Below are 18833 nucleotides of genomic sequence, written 5' to 3'. Positions count from 1 at the left end.
TCACCTCAGACGTGCCCCGCACACCGGCCAGGGGCTCGCGCCGCGGCGGGCGTAGAGCTGCTTGGCCAGACGGGTCTGCTCCGCCCGGGAGGCGTTCTGCGGGAGGCCGTGCCCGCCCAGGCTGCGCCAGGTGCGTGCGTCGAACTGGTACAGGCCGCCGTACGTCCCGGACGGATCCACCGCGTCGGGCCGCCCGCCGGACTCGCACCGTGCCAGCGCGTTCCAGTCCAGCTCGTCCGCGCCGCCCGTGTCCCCGTAGCCCGTGGAGTCGCCGTCGCGGGCCTGGACCCAGTGCCGCCCGCCGCCGGCCCGGCCGCCGGGGCCGACCCGCACCACCGCGTCCCGCGGCCGCACCACCACCTGCGCGGCCACGCGGTGCGGCCGGTGCCGCACCCCGTTCACCGTCTGCGTGGCATACGTCACCCGCCGGGTGCCGGTCCTGCCGCTGCGCTGGACCACCTCCGCGCCGGACGGCAGCGAGGCGTCCGGCACCCGCCGCACGCCGTAGGGGATCGACTCGGCGCGCACCTTGTGCCGCACCGAGACGCGGGTGACGGTCACCGTCAGACCGTTCCGCGGGAAGCTGCCGGCCGCCGTGGACAGCCGGTCGTGCCGGTGCAGCCGCACGCCGGCCTCGTCGAGCGCGGCGCCGACGGTCGCCGCGTTGGTGCGCAGCGTGCGCGTCCGGCCGTCCGCCGCGAGCCGCAGCGTGCGCTCCGTGCGGACGGCGAGCGTCAGGCCGTCCCGGCCGATCCGCCGGGACCGCGACACGGACAAGTACGCGCCCTCGGGGCGTACCCCGAGGGCGCGTAGCGCTCCGTCGACCGTGTGCGCGGTCGTCCACACCTTGCGGTGCGCCCCGTCGACGGTGAGCCGAAGGGGCCGGCCATGGCGCACGACCACCTCGTCCCCGTTGCTCAGCGGGGTCCGCGGGGCGGGCGCGACGATGTCGTGGGCTCCGACGACGATCTTCTGGTCGGCCAGCAGGCCGGACACGTCGTCGGCGAACGTATGCAGTATCCGCGGCGCCCCGTCGATGCTGAGGTGGATCTCCTTGTCGTCCGCGACGAACGCCGAGGTGCCCCCGGCGAGACACGCCACCACCAGAGCCTGCGGCAGCAGGCGCCGCAGCGGCTCCCGTCGCGCCCAGCCGCCGCGCACCCGCGTGCCCGTGGCCGCCTCCGGCGCCGCGGCGAACCCGCCCTGGCGCCCAGGGGCAGGGGAGGCACCGGACGCACCGCGGCCCGCACCCTCGGGGGACCCGGCCGCCCCGCCGCGCCGCCTGGCGCGTGCCGGAACCCCGCACGCGGCCCGTGCCGCACTCAGTGCTTCGCGCGCTCCGCTGACGCCGCGCGCCTGCCCCGTCCTGCGCACCTCGCGGACGGCCTGCACGGCCCTGGCGGCCCGGGCGCCGCCGCACGGCGGCCGGCCGTGGGCGTCGCGGGGGCGCTCGCGCAGCCGCAGGGCCGAGGCGTCGTCCCGGGTGCCGCGCGCTTCGTGGTGCCGGTGGCCGGCGCGTCTGCCGGTCGCCGATCCGTCGTGACGGCTGTCTGTGCTCATGCCAACGCTCCAAGGAGAGTCCGGTCTGGGCGGGACCGAACCTAATGAGCGTTGGGCGCTCTCCCAAGCAAGCTGTTCACAACGTGTCGTCCCGGGCTCCCACGATCGGCCGCTACCGAAAGTTTCGTACCGTAATCATTCAGTAACCGAAAACCCGGGCAGTATTGGCCGAGACCGCCGCCGCCAAGGTCTCCTCGGTGACGCCCTTCACCGCCGCCATGGCCCGCACCGTGACCGGAATGAGATATGGAGCGTTCGGCCGTCCGCGGTACGGCGCCGGAGTGAGGAACGGCGCGTCGGTCTCCACGAGCACCAGATCGAGCGGGGCCACGGCGAGCGCGTCGCGCAGCGGCTGGGCGTTCTTGAAGGTGACGTTCCCGGCGAACGACATGTGGTAGCCGCGTGCCGCGCAGACCTCCGCCATCGCGGCGTCGCCGGAGTAGCAGTGGAAGACGGTGCGCTCCGGCGCGCCCTCCTCGTCGAGGATGCGCAACACGTCCGCGTGCGCGTCGCGGTCGTGGATGACCAGCGCCTTGCCGTGCCGCTTGGCGATCTCGATGTGCGCGCGGAAGGACCGCTCCTGGGCGGCGAGGCCCGCCTCGCCGGTGCGGAAGTGGTCGAGCCCGGTCTCGCCGACCGCCCTGACCTGGTCGAGACCGGCGAGCCGGTCGATCTCGGCCAGCGCCTCGTCGAGCGCGGCGGCGCCGCCCGCGGGCCGCGCGCCCTGCCGGGCCGTGCCCTCGGGATCGCCGTGCACGATCCGCGGCGCCTCGTTGGGATGGAGGGCGACGGCCGCGTGCACGCTCTCGTACGTGGCCGCCGTCTCGGCCGCCCAGCGCGATCCCGGCACGTCGCAGCCGACCTGCACGAGGGTCGTGACGCCCACCGAGGCCGCCTTCGCGAGCGCCTCCTCGACGGTGCCGGACTGCATGTCGAGATGGGTGTGCGAGTCGGCGGCCGGCACGGCGAGGGGCTCGGGCGGCGGGGGAGGGGCCTGCCGCTCGGCCTTCTTCGCCTGGTCGGCTTCCTTCGCCTGGTCGGCGCTCTTCGGACCGCCGCTCTTGGGATCAGCGGTCTGTGGACCGACGGTCTTCGGACCGGCGGCTTTCGGATTGACGCCCTTCGCCGACGGGGCCACGGCTGGGTCTTTCGCGGACATGTCCCGATCCTACGAACCGCCCGTTCGCACCCTGGAGGGCGCCCACGGGCCCGTGGCGACCGCGCCCGCGACCGTCACCGCGACCGTGCCCGCCGGTCACGCAACCCCGTGCCGGCTCAGCGCGCCCGCCGCTGCATGTGGATCAGCCGCAGCAGGCCGGACACGTACCAGGCGTGCCGCCCGGCCTGGCCGGGCCCGTCCTCCGAGGTCGGGTCGGCCTCGCCCGCGGCCATGGCGGCGTCCGTCGACCCGGTGCGGTACGGGCCCGGGCGCCGTGCCGCTCGCCGCTCCGCGGCACCGGGCCCCGCCGGTGCGCGCTCGGCGTGCATCGACTGGAGGACGGTGGAGACGCGGCCCGGGCGCATTATCCGCACCACGTGCCCGTCGCAGTGGTCGCAGTGCGGCTGGGTCAGCGGCGACGGCACCTGGCGGCCGTCGGCCTTGTAGACGACGAACTCCTTGCCCTTCGCGTCCATGTGGTGCTCTATCTCGTACGACTGCTCCCAGCCGTGCCCGCAGCGCAGGCAGGCGAAGGAGTACGACTCGTGCACGACCGGGAGCCCGGTGGTGCTACGGCCGGTCCCTGTGATCTCACTCATGCCAGCTCCTCGTGTCCGCTGGACGAGCGCTTCCGGGCCTTCGGGGCTTTCTGGACCCGACGGTCGGCGGAAGCGGGGGACGGAGACGTCCTCCCTGTCCAGTGGACGCTTCTCGCGGCGCCGCCGCACGAGGCCTGTCGACTATTGAAACTGATTTGGCAATTCCGCTAAGAATCCGCCGGATTCCTTCGAAAACGAGGCACCTGCTTTGCTTTTCACGCTAGTCCTTTGCCGTGCTCTGGGGTGCAGGGGAGATCCGAGCGCCGGGCGCACCACCACGGAGGGTCACACGTGCCGGCACTCCGCGATCGCGCTCCCGCGCGCCTTTGCGGGGTGACTGCACACCGGCGTGATGCCACGGCACCGATGTGGCTGGGTGCCTTGGCTCGGGGGACCACCCAGCCGCCCTGAAGGGGCGCGGGGAACTGCGCGAAGACCCCCACGGGCGGACGGTCCGGGCCGAGGCCTCACGCCGACCGATTGGTGGGGTGGGGGGCGAAGCCCCGATTAGGGGCGCGGGGAACTGCGCGAAAACCCCCACGGGCAGATGGTCCGGGCCGACGCCTCGTCCCCACCCGCTGGTGCGGTGGGGGGCGAAGCCCTGATCAGGGGCGCGGGGAACTGCGCGAAGACCCCCACGGGCAGATGATCCGGGCCGACACCTATACCCACCGGATGGTGCGGCCGGGGCGCAGCCCCGAGAACCGGGCGCAGCCCCGAGAAGGAGCGCGGGGAACCACGCAGGCAGGCCCCACGCCCAGCCACCGTCACCGTCACCGTCACCGAGCACACGATCCGGTCACCCCGCGGCGCCCCCGCCGCCATGCTTAGCCGCCACCACCGCGTCGAAGACGACCCGCTTCGGCACCCCCGCCGCAGCGGCCACCGCGGCAATCGCCTCCTTGCGCCGCTCCCCCGCCTCCTCGCGCACCCGCACCCTGCGCACCAGTTCGGCGGCGTCCACCGCGCCCTTCTCGGGGTCCTCGCCCGCGCCCGCCACGACGACGGTGATCTCGCCCCGCACCCCCTCGGCCGCCCAGGCCGCGAGCTCGGCGAGCGTGCCGCGCCTGACCTCCTCGTAGGTCTTGGTCAGCTCCCGGCAGACCGCGGCGCGGCGCTCCGCGCCGAACGCCTCGGCCATCGCGGCGAGGCTGGCGTCGAGCCGGCGCGGCGACTCGAAGTAGACCTGCGTCCGCCGCTCCCGCGCCGCCTCGGCGAGCCGCACGCGCCGCTCGCCCGGCTTGCGGGGCAGGAACCCCTCGAAGCAGAACCGGTCCACCGGCAGCCCGGACAGCGCGAGCGCGGTCAGCACGGCCGACGGCCCCGGCACCGCGGTGACCCGGATGCCCTGCTCCACAGCGGCCGCCACCAGCCGGTACCCGGGGTCGGACACCGACGGCATGCCCGCATCGGTCACCAGGAGCACCCGCGCCCCGTCCGCGAGCGCCGCGACCAGCTCCGGGGTGCGGGCCGCCTCGTTCCCCTCGAAGTACGACACGACACGCCCGGTGGGGCGCACCCCGAGCGCCTGGCCGAGCCTGCGCAGCCTGCGGGTGTCCTCGGCGGCCACCACATCGGCGCCGGCCAGCTCGGCGGCGAGTCGCGGCGGGGCGTCCTCCACGTCGCCGATCGGGGTGCCGGCCAGCACCAGCACTCCGCCCGCGGCCTCGCCGCCTCCCCCTTCAAGCGCCTCACGCCCGTCCCGTCCGGGCTCCGGGGCCTGCTGCGGCCGCTCCGAGGCCTGCTCCGGCCGCTCCGCCACCGTCTCCGAACCGGTTCCATTCGTCACGGTTCCATCCTCGCAGGGGCCGTAAGCGGGATAAGCACAGACGGGTTCCCTACGATGGCGCGGTGACGAGTACGGCAGCATCCCCGGGTCCCCCCGGCTCCACGGACTCCACGGACGACCGGCAGGACGCCGCCTCCGGCGGGCACCCGCCCGCCTGGCAGCAGCACCTGCGCCACTACGGCTACGTGGCGCGCCCGGTGGCCGGTGTCCGCGACCGGCTGCTGCCGCCGCATGCCCGGCCCGCGTCCGGACTGTGGACGATGCCGGGCCTGCGCGGGGCCATGGGGGAGCGGCTCGTCCGCTGGTCGGGCTGGCTGGGGCCGCTGCTGGTGACGCTCGTGGCGGGCGTGATGCGGTTCTGGGACCTGGGCAACCCCAGGGCGGTGATATTCGACGAGACGTACTACGCCAAGGACGCCTGGGCGCTGATCCACCGCGGCTACGAGCTGAACTGGCCGAAGGGGGCCGACGCCCTCGTCCTGAGGCAGGGCGGCCACGTCGTGATGCCCACCGACGCCGCCTACGTGGTGCACCCGCCGGTCGGCAAGTACGTGATCGGCATCGGGGAGTGGCTGTTCGGTTTCAACCCGTTCGGCTGGCGCTTCATGACGGCGGTGCTCGGCACCCTCTCCGTGCTGATGCTCTGCCGCATCGGGCGCAGGCTCTTCCGCTCCACGTTCCTCGGCTGCCTGGCGGGCGGGCTGCTCACCGTCGACGGGCTGCACTTCGTGATGAGCCGCACCGCGCTCCTCGACGAGGTGCTGATGTTCTTCGTGGTGGCCGCCTTCGGCTGCCTCCTGATCGACAGGGACCGCGCCCGCGCCAGACTGGCCGCCGCGCTCCCCCTGGGACCGGACGGCGTCGCCCGCCCCGACCCGGTGACCGCGCAGACGCTGCGCCTGGGCCTGCGCCCCTGGCGGCTGGCCTGCGGCATCTGCCTCGGCCTCGCCTTCGGCACCAAGTGGAACGGCCTCTACATCCTGGCCGCCTTCGCCCTGATGTCGGTCCTGTGGGACGTGGGCGCCCGCCGGGTGGCCGGCGCCGAGCGGCCGTTCGCCGCGGTGCTCAGGTACGACGCGGTGTGGGGGTTCCTGTCGACGGCGCCGGTGGCGGTGGGCGTGTACCTGCTGTCCTGGCTGGGCTGGATCCTTTCGCCCGCGGACGGCACTGGCGGCTACTTCCGGAACTGGGCGGCCACGGCGGGCCGCGGCGGAGACTGGACGTTCCTGCCGGACTGGCTGCGCAGCCTGTGGCACTACGAGTACCAGGTGTACCTGTTCCACGTCGGCCTGGACTCCCCGCACACCTACCAGTCCAACCCGTGGAGCTGGCTGGTCCTCGGCCGCCCCGTCTCCTACTTCTACGAGTCGCCGGCCGCCGGCACGGACGGCTGCCCGGTGGACGCGGGCGGCAAGTGCGCCCGCGAGGTACTGGCGCTCGGCACCCCGCTGCTGTGGTGGGCGGGATGCCTGGCGCTGCTGTACGTGCTGTGGCGGTGGCTGCTGCGGCGCGACTGGCGCGCGGGCGCGATCCTGTGCGGCGTCGCCGCGGGCTACCTGCCGTGGTTCATGTACCAGCAGCGAACGATCTTCTTCTTCTACGCCGTCGTCTTCGTCCCGTTCCTCTGCCTGGCGGTGACGATGATGATCGGCGCCCTCCTGGGCCCACCCGGCGCGAGCGAACGGCGCCGGGTGGTGGGCGCGGTGGGCGCGGGCGTCCTGATCATCCTGATCGTCTGGAACTTCATCTACTTCTGGCCGATCTTCACGGGCGAGGCGATCCCGCTGGACGCGTGGCGTAGCCGGATGTGGCTGGATTCGTGGATCTAGCCGGCTGAACACAGCATGAGGGCGCGGCCGGCTTCCGCACCGGCAGGCTGCCGCGCCCTCAAGGCCCTGAGCCGGTACCCGGGGCCCACGCCGCTCTTACGATCAGGACCGTGACCGAGCCGACCTACCTTCGTGAGACCCGGGTGTCGTACGACACCGTCGCGGACAACTACGCCGAGTTGGTGCCTCCCCTGTTGGTGGGTGACCCGCTGATGCGCTCGATGCTGGGGGCGTTCGCGGAGCTGGTACGGGCCGCTGGGGACGGCCCGGTCGCGGATGTGGGGTGCGGCCCTGGCCATGTGACGGCCCACCTCGACTCCCTCGGGCTCACCGCGTTCGGCATCGACCTGTCGCCTGCGATGGTCGACATCGCCCAGCGGACCCACCCCGGCCTTCGCTTCGCAACGGGCACCATGACGGCCTTGGAGCTGGCCGACGGCGAGCTCGGGGGCATCGTCGCCTGGTATTCGATCATCCACATCCCGCCGGAGGCACTGCCGACGGTGTTCAGCGAGTTCCACCGGGTGCTGGCACCCGGCGGCCATCTCCTCCTCGGCTTCCACGTCGGTGACGAGAAGCGCCGCAAGACGAAGGGGTACGGCGACCTCGACATGGCCCTAGACGTCTATTGGCGGCCACCCGCCCGGGTCGCGGAACTGGCCACCCGGGCGGGACTTTCGGTACAGGCGACGATGCTCACCGAGCCCGACGCCCGCGTGCCGCAGGCTTTCCTCCTGGCGCGAAAGCCTTAGAGGAAGATCACGGCCCACAGACGGCCCAGGGGCTCGCCCGCAGGGGTCGAGGGTCCCTTCCCCGCAGGTGCCGCATCCCGGCGCGGCAGGTGCTGACCCGCCTCAACGCCCGTTCATCCGCAGCACCGAGACCGCCCCCACCGTGGCGTGGCCGCGCCATTCGAGGGTCGCGGCCGGTGAGAAGCCGGTGAAGCCGACCGTCCAGCCGCCGTCCGGCTGCTGGCCGTGCTCCAGGCGGTCGAGGTCGGCGGAGACGGCCCCGGGGTCGAGCAGGTCGCGGACCGGGCGGTCGGGTTCGGGCGCGTAGTCGAGGAGGTGGAGGGTCTCGCCCTCGGTTCCGCCGACGACGGCGACCGCCCCGTCTGCCGGGACGAACTGGCCCAGGTGGTCCAGCAGATCGCGCGCCTTCGGCTGGGTGTCGGCCGCGGCGTCGAGGAACTGGAGCGCGAAGGAGAGCACGTACGCGAAGGGTGCCTCGTCGATCCGGGGGATCGACTCGAAGCAGTACCGCGTCGCCGCCTCCAGCCACGGGTGGTCCCGCACGTTCTCGTCCCAGCGCGCCAGGCGGTGCGCTTGGGCGGCCACCGCCGCGGTGATCTGGAGCGATGACTCCGCGGGGTCCGCGTGGACCCAGAACGGCGCGCACGCCGCGGGATCGGCGATCGGAAGGGCGAAGGGCAGCCCGCCGTCGGGCAGCGTCACGGAGTCCAGCCAGTCGAGGAGGGCGACCGTGTGCGGTGACGTCGCCGGGCCCGCGCAGGCGAGCGCTTCGAGGGCGTGGAGGGCGCCTGCCGGCTGGCTCTCGGCGGCGCGGAGGTCCGGTTCCAGCCCCCACCCGTAGCCGCCGTCCGGGTTCCGGTAGGCGTCGAGGGCGTCGATGACCGCCTGTCGGTCCGCGGTGCCCCCGTCGGTGACCGCGTCGAAGCGGTGCCGGTCGAGCACGCGCGCGTGCGCGGCCATGAATGCTTTCGTGCGTCCCAGGTGAATGCTGTGAATGCTCATACCAGGACCGTGCCATCCGCCGGCGCCACCGCTCTTGGACGAATCGGCCAGCAGGGAAGGGAGTCGGGAAGGGAGTGCGGGAGTGCACGGTCGCGGTCAGGCGCGGGTGCGTGGCGTGGGGTCGTGCCCGGACCCGCTTACGTGGCCCGGGTGAGCCTCGCGGGCGTCTGGCCCGTGAGCCGCTTGCTCTCGCGGTTGAAGTGGGCCTGGTCGGCGTACCCCGCGGTCGCCGAAGCGTCGCTCAACGGCATTCCCGCCCGTGCCAGATGGAGCGCGTGCTGGAAACGGTGGATCCGCACGAGCGTCTTGGGGCCGTAGCCGAAGAGCCGGTTGCTGAGCCTGCGCAGCGATCGTTCCGGCAGGCCGTGGAGTTCCGCCGTCTCCCGCACGCCCAGGCCCCGGCGGGCGGCCCGGTCGAGGGAGGCCGCGAGGCGCAGGACGGAGCGTTCCGGGTCCGCGTGCGTCCACAGGGCGACGAGAACCCGTTCGAGCGCGTCGGCCGCGCCGTCGGTGTCGGTGTCGGTGCCGGTGCCGGCCGCATCATCGACGTCGGCCTCGAACGACCCGCCCCGGCACCCGGGCAGCGCGACGAGGTCCGACAGGTCGACGCGCTGGTCGGTCAGTTCGTCCGCGGGCACGCCGAGGAGTGCGTACGCCATGCCGGGAGCGAGCTGGAGACCCCAGGTCACCTCGCCGGCACGGGTCTCCACGACCATCGTCCGCGTGTCCGGGCCCGCCACGACGAGACGGCCCCGGAACCACATCAGGTCCATCACGCCGTCGGGGGCGATGCTCTGCTCGGGGCCGCCCGAGCGCGCCCGCCACACCGTCGCGCCGGTCCGGGCGCCTCGCCGTGCCGCGTACTCCGCCACGTCCCGCCCACCTCCGTGATACGCGGCCCATCGTAGGGCGGGGCGGCCGGCAGGGCATCGGGCGCGCGCTCGCGGTGCGTCCCGGCGGCGCCGCTATGACTGGTCCAGCGCGAAGGAGCCGTACTCGGGGCTGCCGGTCGGCTGGTACGTGGTGATGACGGTGCCGGAACCGGTGACCGTCGAGTCCACCACGCGCAGCGCCGTCGGGGTGGCCTCGGCGAACAGGCGCTGGCCGCCGCCCAGGACGACCGGGTAGGTCAGCAGGCGGTACTCGTCGACGAGGCCGTGCTCCATGAGCGTCGTCGCCAGCCGGCCGCTGCCCCAGACCTGGAGCTCGCCGCCGGGCAGCGCCTTCAGCTTCCGGATCTCCTCCGGCACGTCGCCCGTGACCAGGGTGGAGTTCTGCCAGGACAGCTCGGGGCGCCCGCCGGACACGACGTACTTCGGCAGCGTGTTGAGCTGTCGGGCGATCGGGTCCTCGTCGGGGTTCGGGACGTGCGGCCAGTGCGCGGCGAAGATGTCGTACGTACGGCGTCCGAGCAGGAACGCGTCCACGCGCGTGTACCAGTCGTGGATCAGCCGGATGGTGTCCTCGTCCATGTAGGGCACCTGCCAGCCGCCGTGCTCGAACCCGCCGCCGCGGTCCTCCTCGGGCGCTCCGGGGGCCTGCATGACGCCGTCGGCGGTCAGGAAGGTGATGACGATGAGGCGCATGGGTCTCTCCTTGCCGGGTGTGTTCGGTCGCCGGGCGTGTCCGATGGCCGGGCTGTCTTCGATGGCCGGGCGTGTCCGGTGCGGGCCGGTGGTGCCCGCACAACGGTGGACCGCCCGTCGCGCCGGAACTCATCGCCGCGCGTACCGGCACGCCATGGGGCGCGCGGACTCACCCGCAGGGCGTACGGGCGTGCCCGCGTGGGTGCCGGGCACGGCGCACGGATGCATCCCCGGGCGCCCGGCTCCCCACGGCATGCGGACAGGACGCAGAGGCGCCCCGGCGAGCTCCCCGGCCTCCCGGACTCCCGGCGTCCGGGCGTCCGGGCGTCCGGAAACGGCGAGACGCGTATGTGATCAAACGGCGAGACGCGTAAGTGATCGTCGATCTCCTTTTGGCCACCATCCGGAGTACAGGCACCGTTTGTCACACCCTGCGCTTACAGTGCTGACGATGCTGTTACCGCCGGTGCGGGGGTGCCGGGGACTCGGAGAGATGGGGAGGGCGCGGGATGCGCAGGGGGGTCGTGGCCGGGGTGGTCGGGGCGTTCGTCCTGGTGGCCGGCGGTGTGGGGTACGCGGGATTCAACGTCTGGAACGGCCTCGCCGGCGACACGGTCTCCACGGCGGGCGGGCACCCCGCGCCGAAGCGGACCGGGCCGCCGGACGCCAAGGAGATCCAGCAGGCGTCGCGCGCGTTCTTCGCGGCCTGGGAGAAGGGCGACGCCACCGGTGCCGCGTCCTACACGAACAACGCCTCGGCGGCCGAGCAGGCCCTGACCGGCTTCAACGACGACGCGCACATCAGTGGCGTCACGGTGACCCCCCGGGCGGCCACCGGCGCCACCGTCCCCTACGCCGTCCGCGCCACGGTCTCGTACCAGGGCAAGAGCAAGCCGCTCGCGTACGACACCCAGCTGACGGTCGTGCGCGGCCTGACCACCGGCCGCGCCCTCGTCGACTGGACGCCCGCGGTGCTGCACCCGCAGCTGAAGACCGGCGACACGCTCGTCACCGACGCCTCCGGCGCCCCGCCCATCGAGGCCGTCGACCGCGACGGCGCCGTGCTCACCAAGGAGAAGTACCCCTCGCTGGGCCCGATCCTGGACGAGCTCCGCGCGAAGTACGGCGAGAAGGCCGGCGGCACGCCCGCCCTCGAACTCGTCGTACGGCACCAGAGCGAGACCGCGCCCGACACCGTCCTCGCCACCCTCGCCAAGGGCCGGCCGGGCACGCTGCACACCACGCTCAGCGCCGCGGCGCAGGCCGCCGCCGAGCACGCGGTCACGCAGTTCGCCGAGTCGTCCGTGGTCGCCGTCAAGCCGAGCACCGGCGAGGTGCTGGCGGTCGCCAACCACCGGAAGGACTCGTTCAACGCCGCCTTCCAGGGCGAGCTGGCACCCGGCTCCACCATGAAGATCATCACGTCCGCGACGCTCATCGACAACGGCATCACCACGGCCTCCGGGCCCGCGCCCTGCCCCGACACGGCGACCTGGCAGAGCCAGACGTTCCACAACGAGAAGGGCCTCACGCCCGACCTGCACGCCACGCTCGCGTCGAGCTTCGCCCGCTCCTGCAACACCGCCTTCCTCAAGTACGCGGACGAGGTCAAGGTCGACTCGCTCACCAAGGAGGCGCAGGACCACTTCGGCCTGGGCAGGGACAACTGGAAGACGGGCATCCCGTCCTTCGACGGCAGCGTGCCGGCGTCCGGCGGCCCCAACACCGCGGCGAACATGATCGGGCAGGGCCAGGTGCAGATGGACCCGCTGAACATGGCCTCGGTGACCGCGACGGCCATGACCGGCGTCTTCCGGCAGCCGGTGATCGTGCCGCAGTCGCTGGACGGGCGGACCCTCGCGACCGCCCAGGGGCTCTCCTCCGGGACGGTGGCCCAGCTCCGCCAGATGATGCACCGCACGGCCATCAGCGGGACCGCCGCCGCGGCGATGTCGGGGCTCGGCGGGGACATCGGCGCGAAGACCGGGTCCGCGGAGGTGGACGCGCAGGCGAAGTCGAACAGCTGGTTCGCGGGATACCGGGGCGACATCGCGGCGGCCGCGATGACGCAGAGCGGCGGCCACGGGGCGGACGCGGCAGGGCCGATCGTGGCCGGGGTGCTGCGCGCCGTGGGGTGAGGCGCGGCGCCCCCGGGCGACCGGTGGTCGGGGCGGGGGGCGAACAGCCCATAGGGTGGATGCGTGGACGATGTGTTGCTGGGACCCGCCGAGATCAGGGAGCTGGCCGCTGCACACGGCATACGGCCGACCAAGCAGCGCGGCCAGAACTTCGTGATCGACGCGAACACGGTCCGCCGCATCGTCCGCACCGCGGACGTCCGGCCGGACGACGTCGCCGTGGAGGTCGGCCCCGGCCTCGGCTCGCTGACCCTCGCGCTCCTGGAGGCCGCCGGCAACGTCACCGCCGTGGAGATCGACGACACCCTCGCCGCCGCGCTGCCCGGCACCGTCGCCGACCGCGTTCCGGAGCGAGCCGACCGCTTCGCGCTGGTCCACGCGGACGCCATGCACGTCACGGAGCTGCCCGGACCGCCCCCGACCGCGCTGGTCGCGAACCTCCCCTACAACGTCGCCGTCCCGGTGCTGCTCCATATGCTCGGCACCTTCCCGAGCATCGAACGCGCCCTCGTCATGGTGCAGTCCGAGGTCGCCGACCGGCTGGCCGCCGCCCCCGGTTCCAAGGTGTACGGCGTGCCCTCGGTCAAGGCGAACTGGTACGCCCACGTCAAGCGGGCCGGCGCCGTCGGGCGGAACGTCTTCTGGCCCGCCCCCAACGTGGACAGCGGTCTGGTCTCGCTGGTGCGCAGGACCGACCCGGTCCCCACCACGGCCTCCAGGCAGGAGGTCTTCGCGGTGGTCGACGCGGCCTTCGCGCAGCGCAGGAAGACCCTGCGCGCGGCGCTCGCCGGCTGGGCCGGATCCCCGGCTGCCGCCGAATCCGCGCTGGTCGCGGCGGGTGTGCCGGTGCGGGCGCGGGGCGAGGAGCTGACCGTGGCGGAGTTCGCCCGGATCGCGGAGCACCGGCCCGGGACGGGCGGCGGGCAAGGACGGGCCGCCGGGGCGCGGCGCGTGGAGAGGCGGAGTACGCAGTGACAGTGACCGTGCGGGTCCCGGCCAAGGTGAACGCTCAGCTCGCGGTGGGCCCCGCCCGCCCCGACGGCTTCCACGACCTGGCGAACGTGTTCCTGGCCGTGGGGCTCTACGACGAGATCACCGTCGAGCCCGCCGCCGAGCTGCGGATCACGTGCTCGGGCCCGGGCGCCGACCAGGTGCCCCTGGACCGGAGCAACCTCGCCGCGCGCGCCGCCATCGCCCTGGCCGAGTGGACCGGGCGGAGCCCGGACGTGCACATCCACATCGCCAAGGACATCCCCGTGGCGGGCGGCATGGCGGGCGGCAGCGCGGACGGCGCGGGCGCGCTCCTCGCGTGCGACACGCTCTGGGGCACCGGCGCCGGTCGGGCCGAGCTGCTGGAGCTGGCCGCCGGCCTGGGCAGCGATGTGCCGTTCAGCCTGGTCGGCGGGGCGGCGCTGGGTACCGGGCGGGGCGAGCGACTGCGTGAGCTGCCGGTGGGCGGGATCTTCCACTGGGTGTTCGCGCTCGCCGAGGGCGGGCTCTCGACGCCCGCGGTGTACCGGGAGTTCGACCGGCTGGCGGCCGAGCGGGGGGCGCCGGTGCCGGCGCCGGTGGCGTCCGAGGTGCTGCTCGACGCGCTGCGGGACGGGGACGCGGTGGCGCTGGGCGCTGCGCTCGGCAACGATCTCCAGCCCGCGGCGCTCTCGCTCTACCCGTCGCTCGCGGAGGTCCTTGCCGTGGGCACGAAGGCGGGTGCGCTCGCCGCGCTGGTCTCCGGTTCGGGGCCCACGACGGCGTTCCTGGCCTCCGACGCGGCCGTGGCTCGCACGGTTTCGGATGCCCTGCGGGAGTCCGGCACGTGCCGCACGACCCGAGTGACGGAAGCTCCGGCGCGGGGTGCGACGGTCCTCCCCTGACCGCGGCTCGGGCGCCCCTGTCGGGGCGGAGCCCTGGTGCCCTCAGGGGCGGGGGGAACTGCGCGACCAGCCACGACGAGGCGGTCGGGTCGTCCCTGTCCGAAGGGGGCTGGTTCTGTCGCGTCCGGACCACCGGTGTGTGGGTGGTTGCTCGCGCAGTTCCCCCCGCCCCTGTCGGGGCGCAGCCCGGCCGTTGGGGCGCAGCCCTGAAAAGGGGCGCGGGGACCGGAGACGGCGACGCCCCGCAAGGACGGCCCCGCCACCGGGGCGGACCGCCGGGGGACCCCGCACGCCCGACCCCACCCCACCCCGCCAAGTACGCTGGGAGGCTGATCCATCCCGCAGCACAAGACAGGAGTGTCGGTGGCCGTCAACCTGGTCAATGTCGAGGCAGTCAGCAAGGTGTACGGCACCCGCGCCCTGCTCGACTCGGTCTCCCTCGGGGTCTCGGACGGCGACCGGATCGGTGTGGTGGGCCGGAACGGAGACGGCAAGACCACCCTGATCAGGCTGCTGGCCAAGCTGGAGGAGGCCGACTCCGGCCGGGTCACCCACAGTGGCGGGCTCCGCCTCGGCGTGCTCACCCAGCACGACTCCCTCGACTCCGCGGCGACCGTGCGCCACGAGGTGATCGGCGACCTCGCCGACCACGAGTGGGCCGGCGACGCCAGGATCCGCGACGTCCTCACCGGCCTCTTCGGCAGCCTGGAGATGCCCGGCTTCCCGCAGGGCCTGGACACCGTCATCGGGCCGCTCTCCGGTGGCGAGCGGCGCCGTATCGCGCTGGCGAAGCTGCTCATCGCCGAGCAGGACCTGATCGTCCTCGACGAGCCCACCAACCACCTGGACGTGGAGGGCATCTCCTGGCTCGCCGGCCACCTGCGGGCCCGCCGCTCCGCGCTGGTCTGCGTCACCCACGACCGGTGGTTCCTCGACCAGGTCTGCACGCGGATGTGGGACGTGCAGCGCGGTTCCGTGTACGAGTACGAGGGCGGCTACTCCGACTACGTCTTCGCGCGCGCCGAGCGGGAGCGCATCGCCGCGACCGAGGAGGTCAAGCGGCAGAACCTGGTCCGCAAGGAGCTGGCCTGGCTGCGCCGCGGCGCCCCGGCGCGCACGTCCAAGCCCAGGTTCCGCATCGAGGCCGCCAACGAGCTGATCAAGGACGTGCCGCCGCCGCGGGACAGCAGCGAGCTGATGCGGTTCGCCTCCTCCCGGCTCGGCAAGTCCGTGATCGACCTGGAGGACGTCACCGTCCAGGCCGGCCCGAAGGTGCTGCTGGAGCACCTGACCTGGCAGGTCGGCCCCGGCGACCGGTTCGCCCTGGTCGGGGTGAACGGCGCGGGCAAGACCTCCCTGGTGCGGGCCATGGCCGAGGCGGCGGCGAGCAGCGGCGACCGGCAGCCGGTGGGCGGGCGGATCGCGGTCGGCAAGACCGTGCGTCCCGCGTTCCTCTCCCAGGAGGTCCGCGAGATCGACCCGGCACTGCGGGTGCTGGAGGCCGTGCAGCAGGTGCGCGAGCGCGTCGACCTCGGCAAGGGCCGGGAGCTGACGGCCGGCCAGCTCTGCGAGACGTTCGGCTTCGGCAAGGAGAAGCAGTGGACGCCGGTCGGCGACCTCTCCGGCGGCGAGCGCCGAAGGCTCCAGCTCCTGCGGCTGCTGATGGACGAGCCCAACGTCCTCTTCCTCGACGAGCCCACCAACGACCTGGACATCGAGACGCTCACCCAGCTGGAGGACCTCCTCGACGGCTGGCCGGGCACCCTCGTCGTGATCTCCCACGACCGGTTCTTCCTGGAGCGCACCACGGACCGCGTGTACGCGCTGCTGGGCGACCGGGCGCTGCGGATGCTGCCGCGCGGCATCGACGAGTACCTGGAGCGGCGGGAGCGGATGCGCGAGGCCACGGCCGCCGCCCCGGTCCCGGCGGCCAAGGCGGCCGAGAACGCCGCGAAGGCGGCGCGCACCGTCTCGGCGGCCGACGCCCGCGCCGCGAAGAAGGAACTCCAGCGCATCGAGCGGCAACTGGACAGGATCACGGAATCCGAGACGGAGCTGCACGCGAGGATCGCCGACAACGCAACCGATTTTGAGAAAGTGGCCGGATGGGACGGCGAATTGCGCGAGCTCGCCGGCCGTCGCGAGGAGCTGGAGAACCGCTGGCTGGAGCTCGCGGAGAACGCGTGAAAACCCCGTAACGGAGCCATCACGGCAGGGTCCGACGTTGGGAACAGGCCACGAACCGATCAGGTGTGCCAAGGCGTCATGGTGATAGAAAGGCGCCCTGGACGTCAGGCCTGAGCGCGATCAGGTGTGCCGAAAACCAGCGTTGTGCGCATCCGGGATGAGCCCCGGGCCCCCGCCGTGACGGCCTGACGGTCGCTGTGATCGTCCGGTCGTCATGGTCTCACCAGCTTGACGGCGGACGGGGCGCCGGCGGGCCTCGGCCAGGCGAGATTTCAGTGAAAGAGGGGGAACGCTGTGACTCAGCCGCCCAACCAGCCGCCTCAGGGCGGTTTCGGAGCTCCGCAGGACCGACCGCAGGACCCACCGCAGAATCCACCGGGGAGTCCGGGCGGTGGTTCCGGCGGAGGCTCCGGTGGGGGATACCCGAACCAGCCGGGTACGCCTCCGCCGCCGCCCAGCCAGCCGCCGGGGGGCGGCTTCGGCGCCCCGCAGAACCCGCCGCCGGCCCCGCCCCGGATGCCGCCGGCCCCGCCGCCGGCCCCCGGCACCCCGCCGCCCCCGGGCCAGGGCGGCTACGGCCACCCCCAGCCGGGGCAGCAGCCCCAGCCTCCGGCGGGCCCCGGCTACGGCTACCCGCAGCAGCAGCAGCCCGCCGCCAACAACCCGTACGCACAGCCCTACACCCAGCCGCAGCAGCCCGGCCCCTACGGCCAGCCCCCGGCGCCGGGCTACGGCTACCAGCAGCAGGGCCAGTACCCGTACCCCCAGATGCCCGGTGGCCCCGGAATGCCGGGCGGCCCCGGTGGCCCGGGCGGTGGGGGGAAGAACCCGTTCAAGGGCAAGCCCGCGGCGATCATCGGCGCGGCGGTGGCCGTGCTCCTGGTGGCCGGCGGTGTCGTGTGGGCGGTCTCCGGCGGGGACGACGGCAAGCAGCAGGAGGCCGGCGGCGACAAGGGCGCCACGAGCCCCGGCGCCTCGGCCCCCGTCAACCCTGGTGACGGCAGCGGCGACGGCGAGGGCAAGGGCGGCGACGACCCCGACAACCTCAACGCCGGGCGCCAGGCCGGCGAGGACAAGGTGCTCTGGTACAAGTCGGCGCCGGACGCGCCCGGTTCCGGAGCGGACGCCCCCGGCATGTGGATCACCGGCACGGTCGCGGTCAAGGCGGCGTACAAGGAGATCGTCGGGTACAAGGTCGCCGACGGCACCCCGGCGTACGACCCGGTCACCCTGCCGCAGGCCATCTGCGCCGCGTCCAAGCAGGCCACCCCGGACGGCAAGGTCGTCGTCGCCTACAAGAGCGGCACCAACGACTCGGCCAAGTGCAACCAGCTCGTCCAGATCGACCTGAAGACCGGCCAGAAGGGCTGGACGAAGAAGATGGACGAGGGCGAGCTGTTCGACAGCACGATCACGCTGGAGCTGTCCATCTCCAAGAACACCCTGGTCGTGGGACGTTCGCAGTCCGGCGTCGGCTACAGCGTCAGCGACGGCAAGCAGCTGTGGACGAAGAAGGAGGAGAAGTCGGGGGTCTGCTTCCCCAGCGGCTTCACCGGCGGCGACCGCGTCATCGTCGCCCTGTCCTGCGCGGCCGGCCAGCCGAACCAGCACGAGCGGGTGGAGGAGCTGGACCCGGCGAGCGGCCGCACGAAGTGGACCAAGGAGCTGCCCAAGGGCTGGCAGCTCGGCCGGGTGTACTCCACCAGCCCCGTGGTCCTCTACCTCACCAACGAGGACAAGAAGCAGTGGAACATCAGCACCCTGAAGGACGGTTCGAGCACGACACGCTCGCAGGTGGACATCAACGAGAGCTTCGCGCCGGAGTGCGGCTGGGCGATCCTCGACCGTGACCTCCAGGGCTGCACGGGCGTGGCCTCCGACGCCGACACCCTCTACCTGCCCACCGAGGCGAAAAGCGGTGCGAACGACATCGTCGCGATCAACCTCGCGAACGGCAAGGAGAAGTGGCGGGTCAAGGCACCCGGGGACACCGCCATGCTCCCGATGAAGGTCGAGGGCGGCAACCTCATCGCGTACGAGGACCCCTCCTACGACGCGGGCGGCCGGGTGCTGTCGATCCCGACCGGCGGCGCCCACAAGGCGAAGACGGTGCTTCAGAACCCTCAGGGGGCCGCCGAGATCGAGAACGGCTTCTTCTCCAAGGCGATCGACTACGTGGACGGGCGCTTCTACATCTCCACGACGCGGCTCACGGGCAGCGACAAGTCGCAGGAGAAGCTCATGATGGCCTTCGGCAACTGAGTCGTGACGGCCGTCCGCGACCGAGGTCCGGACGGCCTTCGGCGACCGGGGTCCGGACGGCCCTCGGCGACCGGGGTCCCGACGGCCTTCGGCAGC

At 73.3% G+C, this 18833-nt stretch carries 14 protein-coding genes; 7 read left to right on the top strand and 7 right to left on the bottom strand.

The window, feature by feature from the left end; all coding sequences use genetic code 11:
- From Sm713_RS25465 to rsmI, 4 genes are all read right to left on the bottom strand, one after another.
- Positions 1-1560, bottom strand: coding sequence for a resuscitation-promoting factor (locus Sm713_RS25465; protein ID WP_212912422.1), 1560 nt, complete (start codon positions 1558-1560; stop codon positions 1-3).
- 139 nt (positions 1561-1699) lie between these two features.
- Complete coding sequence (locus Sm713_RS25460) at positions 1700-2719, bottom strand: TatD family hydrolase (protein ID WP_212912421.1); 1020 nt, start codon at positions 2717-2719, stop codon at positions 1700-1702.
- Between the two features lie 116 nt (positions 2720-2835).
- Positions 2836-3318 carry a hypothetical protein gene (locus Sm713_RS25455; RefSeq protein WP_212912420.1) on the bottom strand — a complete coding sequence of 161 codons (483 nt, stop codon included), beginning with the start codon at positions 3316-3318 and terminating at the stop codon, positions 2836-2838.
- Between the two features lie 799 nt (positions 3319-4117).
- Positions 4118-4972 carry a 16S rRNA (cytidine(1402)-2'-O)-methyltransferase gene (rsmI, locus tag Sm713_RS25450; RefSeq protein WP_212914821.1) on the bottom strand — a complete coding sequence of 285 codons (855 nt, stop codon included), beginning with the start codon at positions 4970-4972 and terminating at the stop codon, positions 4118-4120.
- 197 nt (positions 4973-5169) lie between these two features.
- Between rsmI and Sm713_RS25445 the strand changes: the two genes are divergently transcribed.
- Together Sm713_RS25445 and Sm713_RS25440 are read left to right on the top strand one after the other, a co-directional pair.
- Positions 5170-6936: a dolichyl-phosphate-mannose--protein mannosyltransferase gene (locus Sm713_RS25445; RefSeq protein ID WP_212912419.1), complete on the top strand. Its 1767-nt coding sequence runs from the start codon at positions 5170-5172 to the stop codon at positions 6934-6936.
- 110 nt (positions 6937-7046) lie between these two features.
- Positions 7047-7688, top strand: coding sequence for a class I SAM-dependent methyltransferase (locus Sm713_RS25440; RefSeq protein ID WP_212912418.1), 642 nt, complete (start codon positions 7047-7049; stop codon positions 7686-7688).
- 102 nt (positions 7689-7790) lie between these two features.
- Here Sm713_RS25440 and Sm713_RS25435 read toward each other — a convergent pair whose 3' ends face one another.
- From Sm713_RS25435 to Sm713_RS25425, 3 genes are all read right to left on the bottom strand, one after another.
- Positions 7791-8690: a hypothetical protein gene (locus Sm713_RS25435; RefSeq protein WP_212912417.1), complete on the bottom strand. Its 900-nt coding sequence runs from the start codon at positions 8688-8690 to the stop codon at positions 7791-7793.
- Between the two features lie 137 nt (positions 8691-8827).
- On the bottom strand, positions 8828-9562 hold the full coding sequence (locus tag Sm713_RS25430) for an AraC family transcriptional regulator (protein ID WP_212912416.1): 735 nt from the start codon (positions 9560-9562) through the stop codon (positions 8828-8830).
- A 93-nt stretch (positions 9563-9655) separates the two neighbouring features.
- Positions 9656-10276: a dihydrofolate reductase family protein gene (locus Sm713_RS25425; RefSeq protein ID WP_212912415.1), complete on the bottom strand. Its 621-nt coding sequence runs from the start codon at positions 10274-10276 to the stop codon at positions 9656-9658.
- Between the two features lie 509 nt (positions 10277-10785).
- On the opposite strand from Sm713_RS25425, the gene Sm713_RS25420 reads away from it, so the two are divergent.
- From Sm713_RS25420 to Sm713_RS25400, 5 genes are all read left to right on the top strand, one after another.
- Positions 10786-12414, top strand: coding sequence for a penicillin-binding transpeptidase domain-containing protein (locus Sm713_RS25420; RefSeq protein ID WP_212912414.1), 1629 nt, complete (start codon positions 10786-10788; stop codon positions 12412-12414).
- Between the two features lie 63 nt (positions 12415-12477).
- Positions 12478-13389, top strand: a complete 912-nt coding sequence (rsmA, locus tag Sm713_RS25415) for a 16S rRNA (adenine(1518)-N(6)/adenine(1519)-N(6))-dimethyltransferase RsmA (RefSeq protein WP_212912413.1) — start codon at positions 12478-12480, stop codon at positions 13387-13389.
- Entirely contained in the window at positions 13386-14288 is a 903-nt protein-coding gene (locus Sm713_RS25410; RefSeq protein ID WP_212912412.1) for a 4-(cytidine 5'-diphospho)-2-C-methyl-D-erythritol kinase, read from the top strand. The genes rsmA and Sm713_RS25410 overlap by 4 nt, the downstream gene beginning before the upstream one ends.
- A gap of 363 nt (positions 14289-14651) precedes the next feature.
- Entirely contained in the window at positions 14652-16475 is a 1824-nt protein-coding gene (locus Sm713_RS25405) for an ABC-F family ATP-binding cassette domain-containing protein (protein ID WP_212912411.1), read from the top strand.
- A 294-nt stretch (positions 16476-16769) separates the two neighbouring features.
- On the top strand, positions 16770-18737 hold the full coding sequence (locus Sm713_RS25400; protein ID WP_374196069.1) for a PQQ-binding-like beta-propeller repeat protein: 1968 nt from the start codon (positions 16770-16772) through the stop codon (positions 18735-18737).
- Positions 18738-18833 lie beyond the last annotated feature (96 nt).

Source organism: Streptomyces sp. TS71-3, from assembly GCF_018327685.1.
GTDB lineage: Bacteria > Actinomycetota > Actinomycetes > Streptomycetales > Streptomycetaceae > Streptomyces.
This window is presented reverse-complemented; position numbering and strand designations above follow the sequence as displayed.

What these genes read in the sequence shown, in the direction of transcription:
- Sm713_RS25460 (WP_212912421.1), bottom strand. Translation starts at nt 2,719, where the DNA reads ATGTCCGCGAAAGACCCAGCCGTGGCCCCGTCGGCGAAGGGCGTCAAT.
- Sm713_RS25435 (WP_212912417.1), bottom strand. Translation starts at nt 8,690, where the DNA reads ATGAGCATTCACAGCATTCACCTGGGACGCACGAAAGCATTCATGGCC.
- Sm713_RS25420 (WP_212912414.1), top strand. Translation starts at nt 10,786, where the DNA reads ATGCGCAGGGGGGTCGTGGCCGGGGTGGTCGGGGCGTTCGTCCTGGTG.
- Sm713_RS25425 (WP_212912415.1), bottom strand. Translation starts at nt 10,276, where the DNA reads ATGCGCCTCATCGTCATCACCTTCCTGACCGCCGACGGCGTCATGCAG.
- Sm713_RS25465 (WP_212912422.1), bottom strand. Translation starts at nt 1,560, where the DNA reads ATGAGCACAGACAGCCGTCACGACGGATCGGCGACCGGCAGACGCGCC.
- Sm713_RS25455 (WP_212912420.1), bottom strand. Translation starts at nt 3,318, where the DNA reads ATGAGTGAGATCACAGGGACCGGCCGTAGCACCACCGGGCTCCCGGTC.